The sequence below is a fragment of the Brevibacillus sp. FW306-2-1A-C05A genome, from assembly GCF_058781555.1.
In genome coordinates, this window is the sequence record NZ_JBYSWV010000017.1 from 57,837 (window position 1) to 82,225 (window position 24,389).

The following is a 24,389-nucleotide window of genomic DNA, read 5'->3' on the forward strand; positions in this document are numbered from 1 at the left end:
TTTACGGTTGGATGGGAAACAATATCCCAAAGCATGGTCGGAAAGGAAGGCGAGGAGCATGGGAACGTGGGGAAGCTTGTTCAACTTGGGATTGGTCTTGATCCTCGTTTTCCTCAACGGGTTCTTTGTCGCAACCGAATTTGCCGTCGTAAAAGTGAGGGAATCGAGGATTGCCCAACTGGTGGCGGAAGGGAACAAGCGCGCCGTAAACGTCGAGCAGGTCATCCAAAATTTGGACGCTTATTTGTCTGCGTGCCAGCTTGGCATCACGCTGGCGTCTCTCGGGCTTGGCTGGCTGGGCGAGCCTGCGGTGGCTCATCTGCTGCATCCCGTTTTTCGCTATTTTCAGCTCAACGAGACGCTGGTGAGCAGCATTTCCTTTATTATCGCGTTTTCGGTCATTACCTTTCTGCACATTGTACTGGGGGAGCTGGCACCGAAAACGTTGGCGATCCAGCGCACGGAAATGGTCGTGCTGGCTGTGGCCCGGCCGATTCAACTGTTTCACAAAATCATGTATCCGTTCATTGCGCTCTTGAACTGGTCGGCCAGCCGCTTTCTCGCGCTGTTTCACATTTCGATGGAGCCGCATCAGGAAGCGCATACCGAAGAAGAAATCCGCATTCTCGTCAACGAAAGCCACAAAAGCGGGCTGATCGACCAAACCGAGCTGATGCTTGTCGACAACATCTTCGACTTTTCCGAGACGATGGCCCGAGAAATCATGGTTCCGCGCACAGACATGGTGGTGCTGAACTTGCGCGATCCGTTCGAGGAAAACGTCCGGCTGGTGCAAAACGGCCGTTTTACCCGCTATCCGGTCGTGGACGGTGACAAGGATCACGTCGTGGGGAGCTTGCACATCAAAGATTTGCTGACGGGTCTGTTGGAGGGCGAGCACAAAGATTTGCAGACGCTGATGCGCCCGATCCTGACTGTGCCCGAGACGATCTCGATCAGCCGTCTTTTGACGATGCTGCAAAAACAGCGGGGACAACTGGCGATCATCATTGACGAGTACGGCGGGACAGCGGGGCTGGTCACGCTTGAAGATATTATGGAAGAAATCGTCGGAGACATCCAGGACGAGTTTGACGATGAGCGCCCGGAAGTCGAGAAAAACGACGGGATTTTGTCGCTCGACGGCCGGATGCTCCTGGAGGAAGTGGGCGACTACCTGGACATTGATCTGGAATCAAGCGAGGTGGATACGCTTGCCGGCTGGATTTACATGCAGATTGACCACCCGCCGCGCGTGGGCGACCGGGTGCGCGAAGGCAAGTACGAGTTCGTGGTCGGGGAAGTCGATCATTACCGGATTACCAGAGTTTTTGTCAAAAAACTGGCGAACGTCGAGGAAGAAATCGGTACGAAAGATTGATGAAAAAAGCTTTTCAGGACGCAATAATATGCTATAATGGGACACAAGTTGCACAAATGCAAAAAGGCCCGGCCGCCGGAGGGTGGTCAGTGGCTAAGAGAGCAGAGCTTAGAGGAGGAAGTACAGATGAGACGAGCAGTCAGTATGGTACTGACCACATTGCTGGCCTTTTCTTTGGCAGCATGTGGAAATCAAACAGGTGGACAAAGCGAGGCTACCACGGCTAATTCCGGCCAGGAGCAAACCGTGAAAATTGGCCTGACGCAATTCGTAGAGCATCCGGCACTGGATGCGATTCATCAAGGAATTTTGGATGGCTTGAAGGAATCCGGCTACGAAGAGGGCAAAAATCTGGAGGTTGACTACCAGAACGCCCATGGCGATATGAACAACACGGTATCAATTGCGCAAAAGTACGCCGGAGACAAAAAGGATTTGGTCGTAGCGATCGCTACCCCGTCCGCTCAGGCTGCAGCCAAGGCGATTGCCGACAAACCTGTTGTGTTCAGTTCCGTAACAGACCCGATCTCGGCTCAACTGGTCAGCAGTCTGGAAAAACCGGACAAAAACGTGACCGGTACGAGCGACAAAGTATCCATGGAACAGCAATTGAAGCTGGTCAAAACCTTCCTGCCACAGTTGAAAAAGCTGGGCGTCATCTACACCACCTCTGAAGTAAATTCGGAGGTTCAGGTAAAAGAACTGGAAGAAGCAGCGAGCAAAGAAGGCGTAGAAATCGTCAAGGCGGGCATTTCCCAGCTCTCCGAGGTGCAACTGGCAGCTCAGGGACTTGCTGGAAAAGCAGACGCCATGTTCATTCCGATTGACAACACCGTCGTGTCTTCGTTTGAGGCCGTACTGGGAGCAGCGGAAGCGAACAAGATTCCTGTCTTCGCTTCTGACACCGACACCGTCAAGCGCGGCGCAGTCGCCACGTACGGAATCGATTACTACCTGATTGGCAAACAAACAGGAGAGATGGCTGCCCGCGTCCTGAAAGGACAAGCGGTCGCCGACACTCCAGTCGAAATTTCAAAGCAGGCCGACCTGTACATCAATGAAACGGCTGCCGGGAAGTTTGGTCTCACGATTTCTGAGGCACTCAAACAGCAGGCGAAAGAAATCATCAAGTAAAAAGAGAGCGTCAAGCTCTCTTTTTATTCTTTTAAAACTGTTTTATCCGTGTTAAAATTAGTAAAAATTTTTCAAGGGGGTATTTATCGCATGGTTAAACAAAAAAAGACTATCAGAAAAATTCAGAGTATTTTATTTCCTTTGCTGCTTTTGTCTGTTACCGCATGTGGACAGCAAAGCGCTACTCCGGCGAACAACGGGCAGGAAACCCCTGTTGCGAATCAGCCGGCGCCTTCTGCTGAGAACAAGCAGTTTACGATTGGCATTTCCCAATTCGTAGAGCACCCTGCCTTGGATGCAGCGCGTGAAGGATTTGTGGCGCAGCTTGCGAAAAACGGCTACGAAGACGGCAAGCAAGTGAAAATTGACGTGAAATCGGCGCAGGCGAGCATGGACACAGCGATTTCCATCGCGCAAAAATTCGAGGCGGACAAAGTAGACCTCGTGCTGGCGATCGCCACTCCAACCGCGCAGGCAGCAGCGCAGACGAGCAAAGAAATTCCGATTTTGTTTACGGCAGTTACTGACCCGGTCGAGGCTGGTCTGGTAAAATCAATGGAGCAGCCAGGCGCGAACGTGACAGGTACTTCCGACATGAACCCGGTCGAAGAGCAGCTCAAGCTGGTAAAGGAGCTGAAAGCGGACGCGAAGTCGGTAGGCGTCATCTACAGCTCGGGTGAAGTAAACTCCAAGGTACAGGTAGACGCAGCCAAAGCGGTTGCGGACAAGCTCGGCCTGACCATCCAGGAAGCGGCAATCACGAGCGCGACAGAAGTGAAGCAAGCGGCCGAGTCGATGGTAGGCAAAGTCGATGCGTTCTACGTGCCGACCGACAACATGGTCGTATCGTCCATCGCGGCTGTACTGGGCGTAGCGGAAGCGCAAAAAATTCCGGTGATCGCAGGCGAGGAAAACTCCGTGAAGAGCGGGGCGATTGCCACTTACGGCATCGACTACACCAAATTGGGCGAGCAAACTGCGGACATGGCCGTGAAAATTTTGAAGGGCGAAGCGAAGCCGGCTGACATGGCGGTTGAGATGCAAGCAGACATGAAACTCGTCTTGAACAAAAAAGCAGCGGAGAAAATGGGAGTGACCATTCCGCAATCCATGCTCGACCGCGCAGGCGAAGTGATCGAGTAATAAACGCAGCAACAGGAGGATTTCTTCTATGAATTTGGCAATAATGGGAGCCATCGAGCAGGGCTTGCTATTTGGAATTTTAGCTCTGGGCGTGTATTTGACCTTTCGCATTCTGAACGTACCTGACTTGACGGTAGATGGCAGCTTTGCCCTGGGCGGCGCGATCGCAGCCAAGTTTATCATCGATGGAACCAACCCGTACCTGGCTACCCTCTTGGCGTTCGTCGTCGGAGGCCTGGCAGGGGCATTTACCGGCGTTTTGCATACAAAAGGGAAGGTCAACGCACTGCTGGCAGGGATTTTGACGATGATCGCCCTTTATTCGATCAACCTGCGGATCATGGGGAAGGCAAACTTGCCTTTGCTTCGTGAAGATACGTTGTTCACCTATGTAAAAGACTTGGGCATTCCGAATTTGACAGTAAACGGAGTCACTTTGCTGACAGGCGTGTCCGTCGTGTTTATCGTCGGGATTTTGCTGCTCAAGCTGGTAATCGACTGGTTCCTGCACACCGATCTTGGCCTCGACCTGCGCGCGACGGGCGACAATCCGAAGATGATTCGCAGCTTCGGTGTCAACACCGATACGACGACCATTATCGGTCTGGCGCTGTCCAACGGTCTGGTAGCGGTATCTGGCGCATGGGTTGCCCAGTACCAGGGCTTTGCCGACGTCGGCATGGGGATCGGGATGATCGTGATTGGTCTTGCTTCTGTTATTGTCGGAGAAGTGCTGTTTGGCAGCTCCTCCATTTTCAGAGTCACGCTCGCCGTCATTCTCGGCTCGATCGTGTACCGTCTGGTGATCGCACTGGCTTTGCAAGCAGGGCTGAATCCGTCGGACATGAAGCTGATTACCGCTTTGATCGTGATCGTGGCACTGACCGTCCCGACCGTTGCCAAAGGCATCTGGAGAAAGCAAGCGGTACGCACGGCAAGGGGAGGAAACGGACATGCTTAAAATTTCGAACGTCAACAAAGTGTTCAACGCAGGCACGGTGAACGAAAAAATCGCCCTGCGCAACGTCAACCTGCACGTCAAGCGCGGAGAGTTCATCACCGTGATCGGCAGCAACGGGGCCGGAAAATCGACAATGATGAACATGATCTCCGGCGGGCTGTTCCCGGATAGCGGAACGATCACGATTGACGGCAAGGACGTGACGCGCCTCGGCGAGCACCAGCGCGCCGAGCTGATCGGGCGGGTGTTCCAGGACCCGATGGCGGGTACTGCGCCGAACATGACGATTGAAGAAAACCTGGCGATTGCGCTCGGCCGCGGCCGCCGCCGCACACTCGGCTTCGGGGTGAACAACCACAAGCGCGAGCTGTTCCGCGAGCAACTCAAGCAGCTTGACCAGGGGCTGGAGAACCGTTTGAAGACAAAAGTCGGATTTCTCTCCGGCGGTCAGCGCCAGGCGCTCAGCCTGTTGATGGCTACTTTTACGGAACCGAAAATTTTGCTGCTGGACGAGCATACAGCGGCGTTAGACCCGAAGCGGGCGCAGCTCATCGTGGAGCTGACCGACAAGATCGTCGCGCGCCATAAGCTGACGACGATCATGGTCACGCACAATATGGAGCAAGCGTTGAACATGGGGAACCGCCTGCTGATGCTGCACGATGGCGGCATCATTCTCGACATTCCGGATGAGAAGAAGCGGACGATGAAGCCGCAGGATTTGCTTCGCGCGTTCGAAGCAGCCCGTGGCGGCGAGAGCTTCAGCGAAGACCGCTTCCTGTTGACCTGACGCTTTTTATCAGCCTTCCTGCGCATGCGGGAGGGCTTTTTCTTTGCTGCGCAAATAGTGGTGCATCGCCCACGCTCCAATCGCCAAAATAACGGCGACAAGGGTGAACAGAAGCGCACCGCCATTGTGCAGCAAAACAAGGCTGCCGAGATACGGACCGCACGTGCGGGAAATGTCCCAATGCGTTCCGGTGATGGCAAAGTACCGTCCGCGCATGGAAGGCGGGGAAATGCGTGTGACAAAAGCCAAAAGCTGTGTCAGGCCGACGCTTTCGCCGATGACGAGCAGCACTTGCATGGCGAGCAAAAGCGGCAAGTAGTCGATGTAGGCATAGCCAAGCGAGACGAGCATGAAGCAGCCGTACGCGCCAGTAATCAGCAGGCGGGCAGGCAGATGCTGGGTCCATTTGACCAGCAGAAATTCGAACAAAATAAGCAGGACGCCTTTGACGGCAATGAGCAGCGCAAGTGCGTGCAAGTAGTCAGGCAGTGTATGTTTCAGGTGCAACTGCAAATTCGTCTCGGTTTGCGCGTAAAACAGGCTGATCGGCAGCGACAGCGTCATGATTGCGAGTGCCGGGCGATACGCTTGCCAGCTTTCGCGCTTGCCGCTACGGGCGTTTTCTCCGGCTTGGGCAGGCAGGTCAGGCAGCGGGGTTTGCGGAATTTTCCACCAGACGGCAATCGCGTAGAGCAAGAGCGAGATAGCGGTGAGCAAAAACGCCATGGCGGGATCGTGCTGGTACAAAATGACCCCGATGAGCGGGCCGATCGCCGCCCCGATGCTGCTGGACGTATTCAATAGCGCAAAGGCGCTCGCCATCTGCGCGGGCAAAATCGCGTCGGCCAGATGGGCGCGGCTTGCCGGGATGAACAGGGAGCGGCCAGCGCCATTGATGATGTACAGCACTGCGAAAGCTGCGATAGAATCCGCAAAGGCCATTCCGAGCATGGCGAAGCCTTGGATGAGCAGCGCTGCAAGCATGATCGTTTTGCGGCGAATCCGGTCCGTCAACCCGCCTGCAAACAAGGTCAGAACAATCTCGGAAAAGGGCTGCAAGCCAATCACCAGCATGGTCACGGTGACGGAGCCGCTGACGTTTTCGCTCAAGTACAGGACCAGAAACGGAGCGATCATCGTGCTGGACAGGGACGTGAGCGTTTCCCCGAACAGGCGGACCCACAGCAAGGGCGGATACGCAGCAAGAAAACGGGCAAGGGAAGCGAGTAACAGATTCATAAGTGTGTGTCCTTTCTCCGGTTTTTTTTTCGGTTTGGCTTTGTTTCTTTCGAGAATTGTAAGCTGGCGCAGTCAGGAGAAAAAGCGTAGGATTAGGGGAAGCATTTTTTCATGTTTTTTGGCGAAATCGGTGGTGAATCTCGTGCAGCTTGTTGAACAGTACATTCGTTTATGCGCGGCCAGGCCAAAGGAAGCGTTTGGTCGGCCGCTGGACATTACATTGGCAGAGGTCGCGGCGATCTTGTGTTGTACGTTGCGCAACGCTACGCTGACCCTGAAAAAGATGCAGGCACGCGGCTGGCTGCTCTGGCAGCCGGGACGAGGGAGAGGGAACCGTTCGGTGCTGACGCTCGTCCTCGACCCGGCAGACTTGCTGCTGTCTGTGGCCAAGGAGCTCGTCCAAACCGGCGAGATTCGCGCTTCGCAGGAGCTGTTGGAGCAATACGGGCAGGCTTGGCCGACTTTTGCCCAACATTTTTCCCGCTGGATGAATATCCAGTTTGGAGCGCGGATTACCCGGGAAAAGGGTAGTAGTGGCCGAGTGGATACATTGCGTCTTTTTTTCGACCGACCGTTTGCAGGGCTGGACCCGATCCACGTGTTGCTGCGCTCGCAGACGCATTTGGTCAAGCATTTGTTCGATACGCTGGTCCGTTTCGATCCGGCCACGAAGCGGGTGGAGCCGCATCTCGCCTTTTACTGGGAGGCGGATGAGGACGGGACGCGCTGGACGTTTTATTTGCGAAAAGGGGTGCTGTTTCATCATGGCCGCACGCTGACGGCTGACGATGTGCGTTTTTCCCTGCTGCGCCTGATGCAGCAATCGTTCAAGCACCGCTGGCTTGCCCGCTCGATTGCGGCGGTGGACGTCCGCGATGAATATGTGGTGACGATCAGGCTGAAGCAGCGGGATGAGCTGTTTTTGCAAGCGCTGAGCAAAGAGCAGATGGCGATCGTTCCGTGCGATTATGCCGAGCAGATGGGAGAGCAATTCGCCCGGCTTCCGGCAGGGACAGGGCCGTTTCGGGTTGTGCGCCATGACGACTCCATGCTCGTGCTCGAAGCGTTTGCGCCGTACTTTGCCGGGCGGCCGTTTTTGGACCGGATTGAACTTTGGTGCGTCCCTGGGATGCGCCAGCCGGAGCTGACCGAGGAGAGCATGCTGGTCGTGGACAAAGCGCATCCGGCCTATGAGCTGGCAGATGCCTCCTGGAGAGACGTCGTCCGCCAGGAGCAATGCTTTCAATACGTCAGCCTGAATGCAGCCAAAAAAGGGCCGCTCGCAGACGATGCGTTCCGCGCCTTGGTCGCCAGCATGCTATCTGGCGCAGCGCTGAGAGCGGCGCTGCAAGGCGGAAGAGAGCAGGCTGAGGTATGGGGAGAACGGATGCAGCAGGATACACGTCTGCCCGATGCCAAAGAGGCCGCGCGCTTGATTGCAGCCAGCGGCTACCGCGGGGAGAAGCTTGCCCTGTACACCTACCCAGATGCGGACCACGTGGAGGATGCCGAGTGGATCAGGGAAAAGGCGAAGGAATACGGCATCGTCATCGAAATCCGCTACGCGTCGCCTGAAGAGCTGGCCCAACCTGCCGTGCTGCAGGCAGCCGACCTGGTCGTGGACAGCGCCAATGCGGATGAACGCACAGAGCTGTCGCTCGTTGAATTTTTGCGGGCAGAGGCGCTGAGCATTACGCACCACCTGGACGAGCGGACAAAAGCGGAGGTCGAGCAACTGATTCGCCAGATGGGGCAAACTACAACGACAGAGGAGCGGCAGGCTGTCGTGCGCGCGATCATGGACAGGCTGAAGGCCCGCCATCTGTTTGTTCCGCTGTACGCGAACCGCATCGAGATGATCGCGCACCCGCGATTGTCGGGGGTAAGCCTTGACGCATACGGCTGGATTGACTTTCGGTCCGTTTTTTTGAGAGAGTAGCATAAATTTGTCACATAATCGTGTGAAACCGCTTTCCTCTTTCATCGTATTATTAGATGTAGATATTATCGTTTGTTACTTAAGCTCGGAGGAGGAACCGCACGTTGTATACGAGAACAGAAAAGGACAAACATATTTTGTTTGCCTCCATTCGTTTGATGATTTGCGTTGGGCATGCCGACGGTTATATAGGTTCAAGAGAAGTGGATCGCATTCATGACATCGTCAATTCGGAACATTTTACCTTGAAAGAACGGCAAATTTTAATGGATGACATCGACTATCCGAAACGCCCGGAGACGATTGTGGAGGATCTGGTTGACATGAGCCAAAGCGAGAAGCTCGTGATGATGCGCAAGCTGTATCACATGGCTTTGATCGACCGGAAGCTGTCGCCGTCGGAGACGAAGGAAATCGCGCGGATTGCCTGCCTGATTGGCATCTCGGAGGAGAAGCAGGCGCAGGTTGAGGAGTGGATTCGCGAAGGCATTGCCTGGCGCGACCGCTGGAAGGACATTGTCGGTGAATAGGCAAGGCCCCCGTTGTTGGGGCCTTTTTTTTCATACAGATAAATATAAGGGCAACGAAGGCTGCGCCAAAAGCTTGGCGCAGCCAAGTTTTCTAATAGGCAAAGAGGCAGCGCTCTCGACCGGAAGCTTCTGGAAGCTTGGCTTGGCAAAGCTTTCTAAAGTACAATAAAAGGAAGCCACGTGCAAGTGAAGATGGGCGCCACGATGAAGGAGGAGATCTTGTGTTGCGAATTTTAGTGACGAATGACGACGGCATTGATGCCCTGGGCATCAAGCGATTGGTGGAAGCACTGCTCGTACTGGACCAAGCGGAAATCTTTGTGGTGGCTCCCGTTGAAGAAAAAAGCGGTGTCGGTCATGGGGTAACCTATCGTACCGCACTGGCACCGGAAAAACGCGACTTTTACGGTCTTCCCGTCAAAGCGTGGGCCGTGAACGGCAATCCGGCCGACTGCGTCAAGGCGGCGTACCATTTGCTGTTTGCCGCGGACGAAAAACCGGATATCGTCTTTTCCGGAATCAATGTCGGAACGAATCTGGGGCGTGACATTTATTACTCCGGCACGTGCAGCGGGGCGCGGGAAGCGGTCATTTTGGGCGTTCCTGGCGTAGCCCTGTCCTACGATAACTGGTATGACCAGGAAAATTACGGCGATGTCGTGCAGATGATTGAGCCGCTGGTGAAAGAGTTCAGCGAACGGGCAGTAAAAGGCGAGCTGCCCCCGGAAGTTTTCTGGAACGTCAACATCCCGCACGTTCCGTTGGCGCAGGTGAAAGGCATCGTCCCGGCCACGCTTTCGCTGCATCATTATGAAGACAAGTACAGCGAGGAAGCGGAAGGGTACTTTTTGACACGCGAGTATCCGCAAGTCATGCCGATTGCCGAGCCGTTTGACTACGACCTCGTGAAGCATGATTATATCGCCATCACGCCTGTGCACATTGATGCGACGGACCGTGCGCTGCTCGCGCAGATGGATGGCTGGCCGCTGATGCAGGCGTGGGCAAAACAGGGGGAGCAACCGGATGAGTGAGGACTTTTATCCTGTGCTCAGCCCGGACCCTGCCCTGCGATCGCCCGAGGCGGCGACGCAGGGCGAGGTGCTCGACAAGAGCGCGTACCGTGATTTGTACGAGCTTGCGAGCGAGGCCGGGCTGCCCTATTTTGCCCGGTTGAACGGGCAGGGCGAAGTCGAGCTGTACCTGGTGTTTGAATCGGTGGACGCCTTCGTCGAGCAGACGCGCGATGCTGTCTCCGTCGAATTCAAGACGTACCAGGGAAAGCTGCTCGGCGTGATCTGGACTTTGTCCGATCCGCTGCAGCCGCTCGGCTTTCCGCTCACTTTTGACATCCGGCAGGCGGAGCAGCGGGGCATGGCGCTGAAAATGCTGGAGCAGCCGCGCACCTTTTTGCACTATTTGGCTTACGAGGGAGGCGAGCTGACGCACATATACTCCGAGGCCATTTCGTTTTCCACAGCAGAGGTTGAGCGCACCCGGGAAATGATTCGCTCGCTGTTCGAGGGGAGAAGCGAAGCCATACCGCAGGAGGCGCAGGTGCGCGAGGAGGAGACGCTCAGCATCCCGGCGCTTTCCTTGCCCGACGCTGTGCTTGCAGAAGAAGGGCTGGCCTTTGTTTTCCGCTACAGGCGGATGGTTGAGGCACATGGGGCAGAAGGCGCGCAGCATCTGTTAATGAGTACGGTCCGCCAGGCGGTCTGGGTGATGCGCAGGCACGCGCGCAGCGAAGTGAGGGAATCGTCGTTTACGGTCTGGGTCGCAGAGCGCGGCGAGCTGCTGGAGCTGATTGTGACGCCCGGCCTGTCCGACCTGTTTGAAGTCGTCCATATGTCCGAGGACGAGGCGAACCCGTTTTCCCGTTTCCTGCTGACTTTGCCCGAGTATGTGGAGACTAAAGAAGTTTCTCCTTTGCGCTTGGGAGCGTTTCCCTTTTTGCGCTATGAAAATGGCGCACTCTACCAATTGGAGCTGGACGAGCGTGTACAGGAGCACCTGCGAGCCCTGTTTGTGAAAGCGTTTCCGGGAATGCCCGTCCCGTACGAATGAATGTTGCAACATTGTGAAAAAGAATTTTCATAGGAATCTTTTGCCCTTCGAGGAAATATGGGTAAATAAGTCATTTTTCAACAAAGGATACGACAAGGGGAGTTTCGAAGTAGTAAAGCAGATAATCCGTTGGGGAGAGGTGACGACGATGTACGCTGTAGAGCCCGATTTGTTCCAGGCTGTTTCCGAATGCGCTCACCGTTTTCAAGGGGAGATCGAACTGTTGGCAAAGCGTCATGCACTTACGATTGAGGGAGGACTTCCGGCTCTTGAGCTGCAGGTTCAACCGCAATGCCAGGCTTTGCTGGAGTACAACTTGTGGGGAGAAGCGGGACTCGTCGCGATCCACGGCAAATTAAGCTTGCGGGATGGGATCAAAAAAGATTCGTTTTCCATCATGATGAAATTCTCGTTGTCTCACGATCCTGATCTGGACATCGAAGGCAAGAAGCAGCGCATTGAGGAAATTTTGTACGGAGAAGCGGACCTTTTCTGGAACATTCCTCCTGCGGGACATGTGGGACATGTCGAATTGACGCTTCGTTTTACGTATCAGCCTGGCTCCGGGCGACTCGGCGAATATGTGCGCAGCGTTTTGGGCATCGTAACCGGAAAGATGATGGCTGCCTGACGCGGCGTGGATGTAAAAAATGGCTCTCCGTCACAGGGGGGCTATTTTTCGTTCGCGGCAAGGCAGGCGTTTGGATAAAAAGGAGGCAGGAATCCGTCTATGCGTTTGTTCGTGGCCCTGGACATTCCCGAAGAGGCTGTCCGCTATATTGCCGATGTACAAAAGCGGCTGAAATCGGAAGTACAGGCAGACAGATGGCAGCCGCTGCACAATCTTCATTTGACGCTGCATTTTCTCGGCGAAGTCGACGAAGCGCTCGTCCCGGCCATCTGTGAGGACATGGACATCGTCAGCGCGATTATCGAACCGTTTCAACTGCGCATCGGCGGCTTCGGGGCGTTTCCCCATGCCCAGCATCCCCGCGTCCTCTGGCTCGGCCTGCGCGGGCAAACGAATCCGCTCAAGCAGCTTCACCTGCTGCTCGGCAGACGGTTCGAGCTACATCAGGGGGTGTCGTATGATCGCAAGCGCTACCGTCCGCACATCACGCTCGCCCGCGGACCGCAAGCATCGCCGGAAGGGCTGCCGCTGCTCGACTGGAACGAGCGGTACTTGGCAGCCGACGCGCCTCGCTGGAAGGTGCGGCATGTCCATCTGTACCGTTCGGAGCTTTTGCCGGAGGGAGCTGTGCATACGGTGATCCACACGAGCACGTTTGATAAAGATCACAGCAAAAAACAAGCGGTACCTGAATAGACTAAGAAAAGGACCAGGGAAAGCTTTCCAGAAAGCGGTGGAAAACGGATGGGTGAGTTCACGACCGGCATTCTTTATCCACGCAAATACGAACCGAAAGTGCTGATTGCCTTGTCCAAGTCTTCGCAACCGTACTTCCACAGAAGCATCAATGGCGACTGGAACGCATTTTTCCTGCAGGATGAGTGGATTGAAACTTCCTCGACGCTTGAGTTTTTGCTTCAACTGTCGAAGCAATTCGTGCCGCTGCTTTGGTTTCACGACGCAGAAGACAATGGCTGGGGGTTTCGTCTGTTCGATGCTGGTTTCGAAGTCTCTTCGGCGACGATCAGCTATTCACTGGATGTGGAGATGGCGGAGGCGGAGTTCGGCAGACTTTATCCGGAGATTGACCTGCAGGAAGGGATTACAGACAGCGAGGACGTTCGGCAAAAGTATGAAGACATACTGGACCGGGTTGTGCGTTCGGAGTTGTATCGGCGAGAGGTAGGCAAAGGAATTACGCGAATCAAGCCGCAATCGTTCAGTCGGATCGCGGGGCCAAAACAAGTGCAGCAGTTGCGCTCGCTGTTTGATTTGCAACTGCTGACAGATGTAGACGAAGAAACCGGCGCTTCGCTTTTGTACGATTCGGTGGATCTTTTCAAAGAGATTTTAGGGATCGAAGAAATGGTCTGGGTGAATTATGCGTATTTGGCAAGTGGGGGCAGGGAGTAGAAAACAGAAAGGGCGGGATGGCTCCCGCTCTTTTTTTGTACAGATAAGAATTGTGCCGCCAAGTTTTCCAATCGGGAAGCAAGGGAGTCCGCGATCGGGGAATCAGCCACGGACAAACATCCCTTGGACGATCGCAGCGTGCGACTGAAACCGGATCGGAATCGAGACGGCGGTGTACGGGTCGAGGGCGTTGGAGACTTGAAAATGCAGATGCGCTTCGCTGGAATTGCCCGAGTTCCCGCACCGCCCGAGCACATCCCCGGCTGCGACCCGGTCGCCTGGCCTCACCGTGATGGAATGCTGCTGAAGGTGGGCCAGCACGCTAAATTCGCCCTGTCCGTGGTCGATCTCGACGAAATTTCCGGCAGGTTGCTGCTCGTTCATCACCCCGACGGGCGAATTGTCCGGCACGTCAGCGACTACCTTGACCACGGTTCCGGCGCACGGAGCCACAATCGGCTGCCCGAAGGCGTAGTAGCTCTCGTTGACAGAAGGATCGCCGCTGCAGGAACGGCCGTCCTTGAGCAGCAAAAAATCGTAGGCGTAGCGCTGGTTGTCATACGCGTAATGGTAGTTGACCAGCTCGTTCATGCCGCCCCAAAAGGTGAACCATTCGCCCCGAAAAGGCAGGCGGTAAAGGTGGCGGCTGACGATGCGATCCGTTTCCGGATGGGGCGTCAGATGGGCGAGGCGAAGCCCGTGGATGGTTCCTTGCGAGTCGATCGCCGCGGACAAGCCTTTTTGTCCATCGCTTGTAGTCCAGACGAAACGGCTCATCCCCGCAAGCGGCACGACGGAGAGTGGCTGTTCCGCATATGGGGTGCCATCGCGCTGAAAGTCGGAGGCGAAGGAAACAAATTCCTCCAGACTGACCTCGTCCCGAAAGGCCGCGCTGCACATGCTGTACAGCGTTTTATACTGACCGCAGCAGAGAGCGAGCGGAATTGCTTTTGCCAGCGGGAAAAGCGGATGAGTATGCACAGGATTCACGCTCCGTTAAAAAGAAAATGATTGCAACGAGTAGTACGCATCAAGCTGCCGCCAGGTTTCGCAAAGACCGCCGTCCAAAGCGGCAGGACGACCGTACAAAAAAACCAGTACAGTTGTCATGTACTGGTTTCGCTCAGGCTATCGCCTACACTTTTTTCCATTGACCAAAAATTTCATCGACATCCAAAAGCATAATCAGCTTATCGTCCAGGCGGGCAATTCCTTGCAAATACTTGCCCTCTACGCCAGCGACGATCGGTGGCGCCGGTTCGATCAGATGCTGTGGAATGTTCATCACTTCGGACACCGCGTCGACGATGATGCCGATATTCAGCCCTTCCAGTTGCAAATCGACAAAGCGGGTGTCATCCGTCTGGGCAATCGGCTCCAGGCCGAACATTTTGCGCAGGTTCACGATCGGCAAAATCCGCCCGCGCAGGTCGATGACGCCTTCCACGTACACAGGCGACTTGGGGAAACGGGTGATGGGCAGTGGCTTGATGATTTCGCGCACCAAAGCAATGGAGAGCCCGTAATACTCGCTTCCCATTTTAAACAAGATCGATTGGGCCGTCGCCGCTTCTGCCTCCCAATCTGTACCGTTGCTTCGTTTTGTCAGTTCCATTTATACAATTCCTCCCCGGACCGCTTTCCTATGTCTTTACCCACATTGTACCATGGACAAACCTCTGCGGCGGCATTTTTTCCGCCAGGTTAGGGCAGGAGCTGCAGCGAGGCGATCACGACAATCGCCATGCTGACGCCAAAGCTGAGAAAGGCGTTTTTGCTGAGCAGCATGACGATGAGGCAGGCGATCCCGGCGACGAAGAATATCGGCTGGAAGACGAGCGACTGGTTTTGCACGAACAGCGCCGGGAAAATGAGCGCTGCGAAAATCCCTACCGGAATGTAGCTCAGCCCGCTTTTCAGCCGTGGCGACATCCAGTGGCTGGGCAGGCGCATGAAAGCGCGGCGGGAGAAGTACGTGGCGATACTCATGAGGACAAACAGCCAGAACAGATTCATGCAGTCTCGACCCCCTGTGCCGATTCGGCTTGTGGCGATGAAGCGGCTTTTTCCTTGGCAGGCAAGGCGAATCCGATGCAAAAGGCGACCAGTCCCGCTACGAGTAGATGTAGCCCGTTTGGCAAAAGCAAGGCGACGCCGACGGCCAGCCCTCCGCACAAAAGAAACGTGAGGATGCGCGAAAGCGAGGTGAGCTGAAAATAGGACAAGGCGATGAACATCGCGATATAGCTGAACCCAAGGCCAAGCGCCCCCGGATCAGGAATCCACTCTCCGGCGAGGCTGCCTGCCCACGTGCCCAACACCCAGCAAGCGTGCAAAGTCAGGCTGACCCCGTACAAATAAGCCGCCTCGCTCTGATGATGGCGAAACCGATTCAGTGAGACGGCATATTGTTCATCGGTCATAAAAAAGGCCAGGACGTTCACGTGGGCAAGCGGCAAGCCCTGGTAGTACGAAGATACCGACAGTCCCATCAAAAAATGGCGCGTGTTCAACAGGAACGTCGTGAGAAGGATCGCCCACATGCCTGTATGCTCCGCAATCATCCCGACCGCGCTGAACTGGGCCGCTCCCGTGTAGATGAACAGCGACATCGCCACGCTCTCCCAGACGGTCAAGCCAGCGGCAAGCGCCATCATCCCGAAAATGATGGCCGACAAAATGTAGCTGGCCGCAAGCGGCAGCGCGTCCCAGGCTCCCTGCCGAAACAAGCTGGCTGAATGTTTGGACAGCTTCATTTACGCTTCCTCCTTTTGACGCGTGAGAATTTCGCTGATGATCGACATTCCCCGCTCGATCTGGCTCGGCGGCTCGTGGGTGAAGCAGAGACGGATGTAGGGCTGCTCGGCATGGCGCAGCAAAAACATGTCCCCGCACGTGAACGACACGCCTTTTTGCCTGCACGTTTGCATCAGCTTGCGCGCTTCGACGCCTTCCGGAAGCGAGACCCAGAAGTAAAAGCCGCCCGCTGCTTTTTCATATTGCAGACCGAGTGCTGTCAGCGGCTGTAGATAGGCTTCCATCACTTCGGCCTGCTGCCAATACAAGTTGCGTGAACGAGCGAGATGAGGCGTGAGCGCATCGGCTTTCAAGTAGTTGGCAAGAGCGATCTGTCCCAGCGTGTTGGTAGAGATGGACAGCTCCTTGAGCCTGCTTACAAGCTGGATAAAATGCTGATTGGCGGCGATCCAGCCGATGCGCAGCCCGGGGAACAATAGCTTGGACAGCGTGTTTAAATAAATGACGTGGCCGGCTTGGTCCAGTGCCTTGAGGGCTGGCGGCGGCGGTGTGTCCAGATGCAAGTGGCGGTAGGCGTCGTCCTCCACGACCGGGATGCCGTAGTGCTCGGACAGCGACAGAAGATGTTTGCGGCGCACCAGGGAAAGCGTGTAGCCAGTCGGGTTGTGAAACGTCGGGACTGTGTAGATGAAGCGCGGGCGGTAGCGGCCAAGAATGCCTTCTAAAATATCCGTCTTCATGCCCTCCTGATCGAGCGGAACGGGAATCACCTGGATGCCCAGCGACTGAAAAAGCTGCAACGAGCCGAAGTACGTTGGCATTTCCGTGACGATGCAGTCTCCGGGCCTGGCGAGCATGGACGTGATGAGGTACAGCCCTTCCTGCGAGCCGCTAGTCACGCAAACTTGCTCGGGCGAAGAAACTTGTTCGAAGCCCATCCAGCGGACGAGTTGCTCGCGCAGCAGGGGAAAGCCCTGGACCGATGTGAAAAAGTAGGAGTTGATCTGGTCGGCGGCGCTTTTGACATAAGCGGGAAAGCCGGAAGTGACGAGCGTATGCTTGCCTCCGTCGCCATGCGCGAAGTTGATCGTGTCCGGGTACGTATCCGTAATCGCCAGCAGTTCAGCCATATGAGGCGGCGCGGCGTGCAGATGCGTGTAGTTGTGCTGGCTGCTCCAGTGGATTCTGCTCAAGGCCGGGGCAGGCGGGAGAGCCTCGACGTAGCGGCCGCTGCCCATTTTTCCGGCGATGAAGCCTTCCACCTCCAGCTCGGCATACGCCCTGACGACGGTATTGCGGCTGACGCCGAGCCTGGCAGCGAGCTTTCGCTCCGGCGGCAAATGGGAGCCAATTGGCAGCTCGCCGCTCAAAATTTGGTACCTGAGCTGGTTGTAAACGCGGGTGTAAATCGGAGTTCTCCCCATAAAAACGGCTCCTTTGTTCCCTTTCTTTTGTCTCACTATACGCATAAAAAAATGAGAATAAAAGAGCCAATTTTCTTCGGATAAAAAGCCATAATAGAAAACGAACAGACCAACAAGCACAGGCTCGTCAGTCTGTTCGTCTGTTTTTTGCGGGCATGCTTTCGCAACTTTTACGGCTCGCGCAGGTCGTTGAGCGAGATGCCTTGCTCCAGGGCGAAATCGAAATCATCCACATCGTAAAATTGAACAGGTACGATATATTCCAAAATCCGATCCTGAAAATCGGGCTGGTCTGTGAGCAGCGGGACTTCAAAGCGTACGGACGTCAGCAGAAGCTGCGTCTCGACGGGATCAAAAATTTCTCCCCACATGGCGTTGTCCTCCACCTTGATGACCGTCAGCGTGACGCCGTTCGGAAAGGTGAACGGAACTTTGGACCAGGGGGCAATCAGTCCTTTCTCCAGTCGCTTGCGATTGAATGGATCGGCAAAAAACTGGCTCATTTCCTTCATGACCCGACGCACGTACTGATCGTCGCCGGAGTAGGGCATGATTGGTTCAGGACTCTGGATAAATTCGTCCAATTCATAGATTGTCGACGCGGGTATCAGGTATTCTACCGGTTGCGATGGGACCATCAACTCCCCGTAGATAGCCAACATGATCGCTTCAATAACGAATTGTTTCGACATTTCGACAACCCTCCTCGTTACCATCATACTGAAATCGCCCAGTGACAACAAGCCCGGACACGGCGGGAGAACCGGCTGTTTTTGCTTGTGACCGTAAAAATGACAGATTTTACGCAAAAGGAAACGGAGGGAAATTCATTGTTCGAGCCTGGTTTTTACTCTTCGCTTTTGCTCATTATTACAATCAATATCGTCCTGAGCGGAGACAATGCCGTCGTCATCGCCATTGCCTGCCGCAAGCTGCCTGTCGCGCAGCAAAAAAAGGCGATCATCTGGGGGACGATGCTCGCCGTAATCGTCCGGGTCATCGCTACGATCCTCGCGGTGTACTTGCTGAAAATCCCGTACTTGTACCTGATCGGCGGGCTGATTTTGCTGTGGATCAGTTACAGGCTGCTGCGGGAGGAGGACGGGCAGGAGGACATTGACGCGAGCGAGGATATCGTGCAGGCGGTGAAAACGATCGTCGTGGCCGACGTCATGATGGGGCTGGACAACGTTCTCGCCATCGCAGGAGCGGCGCAAGGGAATATCATCCTCATCGTCATCGGGCTGCTGATTAGCGTGCCCTTGATGGTATTTGGCAGCCAGTTGATTTTGCGCGTCATGGAACGGTTCGCCTGGCTCGTCTATGTCGGGGCTGGAGTGCTTGCCCTCGCTGCAGCCAACATGATTTTCACAGAGGAAGCGGTCCGCGAATGGATCGCCCCGGTGCCATGGCTGGTGGTGCTGTTTAAGGTCGTGTTGGTGGGCGCAGTTTTGCTGCTCGGGTACTGGCAGCGTTCGCATGCAAAGGCGCGATGACAAGCCGCCTGGGCGGGAGCGGGAAAGCGTTTTGCCCGTTTCTGTCCAGTAAACAAAGAAGTTTCAGAATAAACTTTACATTCGTTGACAAACGCTCTTTTTATCTTATATGATTGAAAAAATTAGAAGAGTCCAGTAATAGCTGAGGAGAGATGAGCATGTCTTTGACAGAGCAGACCAAAAAGGGATATTTCGGTGAATTCGGCGGGAGCTTTGTTCCCCCAGAGCTGCAGGAAGTATTGGATTACTTGGCAGAGCAGTTTGAGACGTACAAGGACGATCCCGAGTTCAACGAAGAGTTCCGGTATTATTTGAAGGAGTACGTCGGACGGGAAAATCCGTTGACGTATGCCCGCCATTTGACGGACAAGCTGGGCGGCGCGAAAATTTACTTGAAACGTGAAGACTTGAACCATACAGGTGCCCATAAAATCAACAACGTCATCGGGCAAATTTTGCTCGCCAAGCGCATGGGCGCCCACCGGATCATTGCCGAGACGGGAGCGGGGCAGCACGGCGTGGCGACGGCGACAGCGTGCGCGATGTTTGGCATGGAATGCATCATCTACATGGGCGAGGAAGATACGAAGCGCCAGTCGCTGAACGTGTTCCGGATGGAGTTGTTAGGGGCAAAAGTAGTGCCTGTGTCCAAAGGGCAGGGCCGATTGAAAGACGCGGTAGACGAAGCGCTGAACGATTTGGTGCAAAACTACCAAAACACGTTTTACTTGCTAGGCTCTGCTGTAGGGCCGCATCCGTTCCCGACGATGGTCAAGCACTTCCAGGCGATCATCAGCGAGGAGTCGAAGCGCCAAATTTTGGAGAAGGAAGGGCGGTTGCCTGATGCCGTCATCGCTGCCGTAGGGGGCGGAAGCAACGCGATCGGTGCTTTTGCCCATTACATTGACGAGCCTTCCGTGCGCCTGATCGGAGTGGAGCCAGACCAGGCCCCGACCTTGACCGAAGGGGTTCCGGCTGTCATTCACGGCTTCAAATGCCTCGTGCTGCTCGATGAACAGGGAGAGCCGAAAAAAACGTACTCGATTGCTGCCGGGCTGGACTATCCGGGCATCGGGCCGGAGCACAGCCAGCTCAAGACGAGTGGGCGGGCGGAATATTACACCGTGACGAACGAAGAAGTGCTCGCCGCTTTCCAGGAGCTGTCCCGGACGGAAGGAATCATCCCTGCCTTGGAAAGCGCCCATGCCATCGCCTACGCGCTGAAGCTTGCCCCGACGCTGTCGCGGGAGCAGATTGTGATCGTCAACCTGTCCGGTCGCGGCGACAAAGACGTCGAGCAAGTATTTCGCCTGTTGCGTGACTAGAAAATAGCGCAAACAACAGCAGCCCTTCCGATAGCGGAGTGGCTGCTGTTTCTATGACTGGAATTGTTACAATGTTTTGACAATCGTGACGCTCATCCATTCTTTGTCGTACAGGTTGATTTCAAACGGCGCAGCGACCTCGGAGCCGTCCTCGTTGGTCAGGATGCGTATCGTCGGCCGGTTGACGGCGAGCGGATTGACCCGCGAGACGACGCCCGTATGTCCCGAACTGAGCTGAACGGTGGAGGAAATCGGGAAAATGGCGACGTGCTGCAAAAACAGCTTGAGCAGCTCCAGATCAAAATACGTATTCCCCGAAGCAAACAAATACTCGGTCGCATCCGAGGGGGAATAGCTTTGCCGAAAAGGGCGCGGCGAGATCAGCGCGTCGTAGACGTCCGCAATCGCGACGATGCGCGCGTATTCGTGAATGTCCTTGCCACAGAGCTGCCGCGGATAGCCCGTCCCGTTGTAGCGCTCGTGATGCTGCAGCGCACAGTGCGCGGAAACGACGGAAATATTATGCTGGCTGCGCAGGAGATTGAAGCCTTCTTCGGTGTGGTATTGCAGGCGCTGACGCTCTTCGGCTGTCAACTCTTTGCGCAAGCTCCACAGCTCTTTTGGCACTTGGGTCATTCCGATGTCAAACAGCAAGGCGCCGATGCCAAGCTCCAGCATCTGTTGCTGGTTGTAGCCTTTTGCCAGGCCAACCACACCTGCGAGCACAGCGACATTGACGGCGTGGTGAAAAAAATAGCCGTCCATTACGTGGAGATTGGACAGATTGACGAGCACGTCTTTTCTGCTGCTCAAGTCTTGCAATATCTCTTTGAACACCTTTTGAAAAGCGCTTCCAAAATCAGGCAGAGAGGTACGGCGTTTCATGTGCGGCTGGTCCATCAGGGTGGTCATCTTCTTGTACACGGCATCGACCGCCTGTTTGCGCGTCTCATCGCGAATGACGTCTTCCGGGATAATGTCGTCTGTACGCTTGTCCTGAATGTAGAGTGTATCAATCCCTAATTGCTTGAGGCGTTCGATGTAGCGTTCCGTCAGTTGTACGCCCATCCCGAGCAGGACGTTCCCGTTTTCCTGAAAAATGCTTTTGGCAATAACATCTCCTGGCTTCACTGAAGTAATATGCAATTTTCTCACAACGAAAGCCCCAGTCCTTTGTCGATAGAATGTAAATAGTCCTGATATTCTGCCAGTTCGCTTAGTACAATTCTATCATATGGAAAGTCTAGGGCACTACTGCTTGCCGTCACTTCTTAAAATTGTCGGTTTTTCCCATTTTGTCGTTTTTTCGCCAAACTCACTGTTCTGCCGCCCGGTCGGAGCGGGTAAACCAGCGAAACGGATTCAACGACCAGCGTGGCTCGTGGCGGGCGTACCGTTCCTTGCGGCGGGTCAGGCGCTGCTGCATCAAATCCATCTCGAAGGTGACGCGGCGCATCTCCAGGCGCAGCGATTCCTGCATCTCTTCGATGTCGGCGATTTTTTGCAGGATGGCCGACTGCATGTTGTTCAGCGAGGAAAGCTGGGCCAGCTCCTGCTGGAACTTCAGCAGCGTCTCGTGAACGGCCAGCTCCATTTCCTTCACGCCTGCTTCCAGGTTGCTTCCGGAACTGAGGGCTACGGCTGTTTCTTCCGCACTGGCGTACTCTTCGGCAGTCAGCATTTCTTCCGACAAACGGCCTTCATCTATGAGCTGTCGCTGAATTTCCTTGAGCGAGCTGTTTCCGCTATCTTTGCGTTCCTTCACTTCTTTCAAGAGGGCAAAGCCCGCTTCGCTAATCAAATAGTGACCCTGCGGATTTTTCAGACGTTCCTTTGCGGGTACGAACAAGTCCAGCCAGTTGCGCAGCGTACGAACATGTACGTCAAGGCGATCAGCTACCTCTTTCGAAGCCATCCAAACTTGTACATCCATCCCGAATCACTCCTTTTTTCCCCTCGGTATTCCCGGTGGACTCATTATAGCACCATTTTTTTCCGGGTAAGAGAGAATCGACAAAGGTTCTAAAAAGTAGTGGCATTTCGCCCGTTTCGGACAGGTGCTCCGTTTTTTGTCATTCCGTCACGAGCCGGACAAATTGTGGCTGGCTCACTCATATTGACCCGGACAGGCGCGTACATATGGAAGGAATACACGTCCCCATACTCATGCGGGATGAGGAGAGGACCGTATGATGCAACCTTTCTTTTGGCTTGTTTTGCTTGCTGCGGCGCTTGCGAGCTGTATCGGCGGGCTTCTGCTCTGTCTTCGCGCCTGGTCGCGCAAAGCGCTGTTCGCGATGATTAGCGCAGGGGCCGGATTGTTGCTGGCGATTACGATGCTGGACTTGATGCCGCACGTCATCCAGGGGGAAAGCTCGCGGATGATGCCGTTTGTGCTCGTAGGCTTTGCCGCGTTGTTCGCGCTGGAGCTGCTCGGAAAGGCGGCCGGAGGGGAAATCGGCTCGACGGGCGTGATCGGGGTGCTGGGCGGCTTTTTGCTGCACGCTTTTGTCGAAGGGGTGTCGCTCGTGGCGAGCTTGAAGGTGGACGCAGAGGTCGGCATGTCTGTCCTGCTGGCGATGCTTTTGCATAAAATACCGGATGGGGTCACGGTAGCCTCCTTGATGCTCGCCGCGACGAACTCCCGGAAAAAAGCATTGTGGGGCGCGACTTCGCTCGGGATTGCCACGATAGTGGGGGCATGCAGCTTCGGGCTTGCCGAACGGTTTTTTCCGCCTGACTGGTCGAGCGTGATGCTCGCGATGACGACGGGAATTTTTTTGTACGTGTCAGCAAGCCACCTCGTGCCGTATATCGTGCAGGCGAGGCGGGCGGAATACGGCGTCTACTTTTTTGGCGCGGTGCTGATCTACATTGTGCTGTCGGCGTACATGCATGCCAATCATCTGCATGCATAAACAGGGGCGCTCCTTGCCAGCCTAAGAAAACAATGGAATCGCAGCAGGATGGAAGGAGTCTTGTGAGCATGAACCAGCCCAATCTGAACCAGTTCGACGAAGCCGCACAGGGAGTAACGGAGTTCCCGGTCATGGGGACGTCGCTGAATCCTTTTGACGAAACGTGGGGGACGTTTGCTTCTGCAAAGCCGCTGACTGAACAGGATGGAGCCGCCGAGTAACAGCCAAAAAGCCGCTGTCGAAACGAAGCGTTTCGCGCTCTTTTCTTCCGCCCCTCTCGTAACGAAGGACAAGATCGGTTATAATGGCGGGGAATAGCTTGGGAAGGGGCGAATACATAATGAATACATTGTTGCAAGGCAAAAATATCGTAATCATGGGTGTAGCGAACCACCGCAGCATCGCTTGGGGAATTGCGCAATCTTTGCACAACGCAGGAGCGAACCTGATTTTTACCTATCAGGGAGAGCGTCTGCGCGAAAACGTGGCAGAGCTGTCCGCCAAACTGGGCAAGGAATCGCTCTTGGTCAACTGCGACGTGACCAAAGATGAAGAAGTGGAAGCGGCGTTTGCGACGATTCGGGAAAAAGTCGGCGTCATTCACGGCTTGGCGCACTGCATCGCGTTTGCCAAAACCGAGGAGCTGGAAGGCGAATTTGTCAACACTTCCCGTGACGGCTACGCGCTTGCGCAAGACATCAGCGCGTTCTCGCTGGTGGCGGTTGCCCGCGCAGCTCGTCCGTTGATGACAGAAGGCGGCAGCATCGTGACCTTGACTTACCTGGGCGGCGAGCGCGTCGTGCAAAACTACAACGTCATGGGCGTAGCCAAAGCAGCGCTGGACGCATCGGTGCGCTACCTCGCGAACGATCTCGGCAAGGAAAACATTCGCGTCAACGCGATTTCCGCAGGTCCGATCCGCACCCTGGCGGCAAAAGGCATCCGCAATTTCAACGCGGTTCTGAAAGAAATCGAAGAAAAAGCGCCGCTGCGCCGGACGATTGACCAGACCGAAGTAGGCGATACAGCCCTCTTCCTGTTCAGCAACCTGTCCAGAGGCATTACGGGCGAGATTTTGCACGTAGACGCCGGATACAACATCATCGGCGGCTAAGCGGCCAAGTTTTGCGCCCATACGAATGAATAACAGGCTCCCTTTGCTCGCATACTAACCAAAATGCGACGAAGGGAGCCTGGCTTATGTTTCCATTGATTACGAACATGGAAGAGTTTCTGATTTA

Annotated in this window: 26 protein-coding genes; 17 read left to right on the top strand and 9 right to left on the bottom strand. The window is 55.1% G+C overall.

All coding sequences use genetic code 11. The annotated features are described in order from the left end of the window. The first annotated feature begins 58 nt into the window (after positions 1 to 58). The 5 genes from AC3WJN_RS12580 to AC3WJN_RS12600 all read left to right on the top strand — a co-directional run bounded on the left by AC3WJN_RS12580 (position 59) and on the right by AC3WJN_RS12600 (position 5,409). On the top strand, positions 59 to 1,381 hold the full coding sequence (locus AC3WJN_RS12580) for a hemolysin family protein (RefSeq protein WP_007784581.1): 1,323 nt from the start codon (positions 59 to 61) through the stop codon (positions 1,379 to 1,381). A gap of 126 nt (positions 1,382 to 1,507) precedes the next feature. Further along, the gene (locus AC3WJN_RS12585) at positions 1,508 to 2,515 is read left to right on the top strand and encodes an ABC transporter substrate-binding protein (protein ID WP_005828928.1); all 1,008 of its coding nucleotides are present in this window, start codon (positions 1,508 to 1,510) and stop codon (positions 2,513 to 2,515) included. A gap of 90 nt (positions 2,516 to 2,605) precedes the next feature. Continuing rightward, entirely contained in the window at positions 2,606 to 3,658 is a 1,053-nt protein-coding gene (locus AC3WJN_RS12590) for an ABC transporter substrate-binding protein (RefSeq protein WP_007784578.1), read from the top strand. 28 nt (positions 3,659 to 3,686) lie between these two features. Next, a complete protein-coding gene (locus AC3WJN_RS12595) occupies positions 3,687 to 4,619 on the top strand; it encodes an ABC transporter permease (protein ID WP_025846867.1) in 933 nt (310 codons plus the stop codon). Next, positions 4,612 to 5,409, top strand: coding sequence for an ABC transporter ATP-binding protein (locus AC3WJN_RS12600; RefSeq protein ID WP_005828925.1), 798 nt, complete (start codon positions 4,612 to 4,614; stop codon positions 5,407 to 5,409). The genes AC3WJN_RS12595 and AC3WJN_RS12600 overlap by 8 nt, the downstream gene beginning before the upstream one ends. A 9-nt stretch (positions 5,410 to 5,418) precedes the next feature. Here AC3WJN_RS12600 and AC3WJN_RS12605 read toward each other — a convergent pair whose 3' ends face one another. Beyond that, on the bottom strand, positions 5,419 to 6,648 hold the full coding sequence (locus tag AC3WJN_RS12605) for an MDR family MFS transporter (protein WP_492329276.1): 1,230 nt from the start codon (positions 6,646 to 6,648) through the stop codon (positions 5,419 to 5,421). Between the two features lie 142 nt (positions 6,649 to 6,790). Here AC3WJN_RS12605 and AC3WJN_RS12610 point away from each other — a divergent pair, with 142 nt between their 5' ends. The 7 genes from AC3WJN_RS12610 to AC3WJN_RS12640 all read left to right on the top strand — a co-directional run bounded on the left by AC3WJN_RS12610 (position 6,791) and on the right by AC3WJN_RS12640 (position 13,228). Continuing rightward, positions 6,791 to 8,587 carry an SgrR family transcriptional regulator gene (locus tag AC3WJN_RS12610; protein ID WP_492329277.1) on the top strand — a complete coding sequence of 599 codons (1,797 nt, stop codon included), beginning with the start codon at positions 6,791 to 6,793 and terminating at the stop codon, positions 8,585 to 8,587. A 104-nt stretch (positions 8,588 to 8,691) separates the two neighbouring features. Further along, positions 8,692 to 9,117 carry a tellurite resistance TerB family protein gene (locus tag AC3WJN_RS12615; RefSeq protein ID WP_005828922.1) on the top strand — a complete coding sequence of 142 codons (426 nt, stop codon included), beginning with the start codon at positions 8,692 to 8,694 and terminating at the stop codon, positions 9,115 to 9,117. Positions 9,118 to 9,341: 224 nt separating this feature from the next. Further along, positions 9,342 to 10,151, top strand: a complete 810-nt coding sequence (gene surE / locus AC3WJN_RS12620; RefSeq protein ID WP_025845854.1) for a 5'/3'-nucleotidase SurE — start codon at positions 9,342 to 9,344, stop codon at positions 10,149 to 10,151. Next, on the top strand, positions 10,144 to 11,184 hold the full coding sequence (locus AC3WJN_RS12625; protein ID WP_026557497.1) for a hypothetical protein: 1,041 nt from the start codon (positions 10,144 to 10,146) through the stop codon (positions 11,182 to 11,184). The genes surE and AC3WJN_RS12625 overlap by 8 nt, the downstream gene beginning before the upstream one ends. Before the next feature lie 148 nt (positions 11,185 to 11,332). Continuing rightward, a complete protein-coding gene (locus AC3WJN_RS12630) occupies positions 11,333 to 11,815 on the top strand; it encodes a hypothetical protein (protein ID WP_005828919.1) in 483 nt (160 codons plus the stop codon). A 99-nt stretch (positions 11,816 to 11,914) separates the two neighbouring features. Beyond that, positions 11,915 to 12,511 carry an RNA 2',3'-cyclic phosphodiesterase gene (thpR, locus tag AC3WJN_RS12635; protein ID WP_005828918.1) on the top strand — a complete coding sequence of 199 codons (597 nt, stop codon included), beginning with the start codon at positions 11,915 to 11,917 and terminating at the stop codon, positions 12,509 to 12,511. Between the two features lie 48 nt (positions 12,512 to 12,559). Beyond that, positions 12,560 to 13,228, top strand: coding sequence for a hypothetical protein (locus AC3WJN_RS12640; protein ID WP_003842325.1), 669 nt, complete (start codon positions 12,560 to 12,562; stop codon positions 13,226 to 13,228). Between the two features lie 102 nt (positions 13,229 to 13,330). Here the strand turns inward: AC3WJN_RS12640 and AC3WJN_RS12645 are convergent, their stop codons facing one another. The 6 genes from AC3WJN_RS12645 to AC3WJN_RS12670 all read right to left on the bottom strand — a co-directional run bounded on the left by AC3WJN_RS12645 (position 13,331) and on the right by AC3WJN_RS12670 (position 18,101). Beyond that, a complete protein-coding gene (locus AC3WJN_RS12645; RefSeq protein WP_025845848.1) occupies positions 13,331 to 14,209 on the bottom strand; it encodes a M23 family metallopeptidase in 879 nt (292 codons plus the stop codon). Between the two features lie 154 nt (positions 14,210 to 14,363). Beyond that, the gene (locus AC3WJN_RS12650) at positions 14,364 to 14,843 is read right to left on the bottom strand and encodes a chemotaxis protein CheW (protein ID WP_007784566.1); all 480 of its coding nucleotides are present in this window, start codon (positions 14,841 to 14,843) and stop codon (positions 14,364 to 14,366) included. Between the two features lie 89 nt (positions 14,844 to 14,932). After that, positions 14,933 to 15,244 carry an AzlD domain-containing protein gene (locus tag AC3WJN_RS12655; protein ID WP_025845844.1) on the bottom strand — a complete coding sequence of 104 codons (312 nt, stop codon included), beginning with the start codon at positions 15,242 to 15,244 and terminating at the stop codon, positions 14,933 to 14,935. After that, positions 15,241 to 15,984, bottom strand: a complete 744-nt coding sequence (locus tag AC3WJN_RS12660; RefSeq protein ID WP_005828208.1) for an AzlC family ABC transporter permease — start codon at positions 15,982 to 15,984, stop codon at positions 15,241 to 15,243. Before AC3WJN_RS12660 ends, AC3WJN_RS12655 begins: the two co-directional genes overlap by 4 nt. Continuing rightward, a complete protein-coding gene (locus AC3WJN_RS12665; RefSeq protein ID WP_492329278.1) occupies positions 15,985 to 17,409 on the bottom strand; it encodes an aminotransferase-like domain-containing protein in 1,425 nt (474 codons plus the stop codon). A 170-nt stretch (positions 17,410 to 17,579) separates the two neighbouring features. Next, positions 17,580 to 18,101 (bottom strand): hypothetical protein, encoded by a 522-nt coding sequence (locus AC3WJN_RS12670; protein ID WP_005828212.1) that lies wholly within the window; start codon positions 18,099 to 18,101, stop codon positions 17,580 to 17,582. A 99-nt stretch (positions 18,102 to 18,200) separates the two neighbouring features. On the opposite strand from AC3WJN_RS12670, the gene AC3WJN_RS12675 reads away from it, so the two are divergent. Next, a complete protein-coding gene (locus AC3WJN_RS12675; protein WP_051556843.1) occupies positions 18,201 to 18,905 on the top strand; it encodes a TerC family protein in 705 nt (234 codons plus the stop codon). Between the two features lie 158 nt (positions 18,906 to 19,063). Beyond that, the gene (gene trpB / locus AC3WJN_RS12680; protein ID WP_005828216.1) at positions 19,064 to 20,230 is read left to right on the top strand and encodes a tryptophan synthase subunit beta; all 1,167 of its coding nucleotides are present in this window, start codon (positions 19,064 to 19,066) and stop codon (positions 20,228 to 20,230) included. Between the two features lie 66 nt (positions 20,231 to 20,296). Here trpB and AC3WJN_RS12685 read toward each other — a convergent pair whose 3' ends face one another. Further along, positions 20,297 to 21,385: an HD-GYP domain-containing protein gene (locus AC3WJN_RS12685; protein WP_005828218.1), complete on the bottom strand. Its 1,089-nt coding sequence runs from the start codon at positions 21,383 to 21,385 to the stop codon at positions 20,297 to 20,299. Positions 21,386 to 21,545: 160 nt separating this feature from the next. Further along, the gene (locus AC3WJN_RS12690) at positions 21,546 to 22,163 is read right to left on the bottom strand and encodes a MerR family transcriptional regulator (protein ID WP_005828220.1); all 618 of its coding nucleotides are present in this window, start codon (positions 22,161 to 22,163) and stop codon (positions 21,546 to 21,548) included. Positions 22,164 to 22,419: 256 nt separating this feature from the next. Between AC3WJN_RS12690 and AC3WJN_RS12695 the strand changes: the two genes are divergently transcribed. The 3 genes from AC3WJN_RS12695 (at position 22,420) to fabI (ending at position 24,262) form a co-directional block, all read left to right on the top strand. After that, positions 22,420 to 23,148, top strand: a complete 729-nt coding sequence (locus tag AC3WJN_RS12695; protein WP_005828222.1) for a ZIP family metal transporter — start codon at positions 22,420 to 22,422, stop codon at positions 23,146 to 23,148. A 68-nt stretch (positions 23,149 to 23,216) separates the two neighbouring features. Then, positions 23,217 to 23,369: a hypothetical protein gene (locus tag AC3WJN_RS12700; RefSeq protein WP_005828225.1), complete on the top strand. Its 153-nt coding sequence runs from the start codon at positions 23,217 to 23,219 to the stop codon at positions 23,367 to 23,369. 119 nt (positions 23,370 to 23,488) lie between these two features. Then, entirely contained in the window at positions 23,489 to 24,262 is a 774-nt protein-coding gene (gene fabI, locus AC3WJN_RS12705) for an enoyl-ACP reductase FabI (RefSeq protein ID WP_005828227.1), read from the top strand. Positions 24,263 to 24,389: the final 127 nt, after the last annotated feature.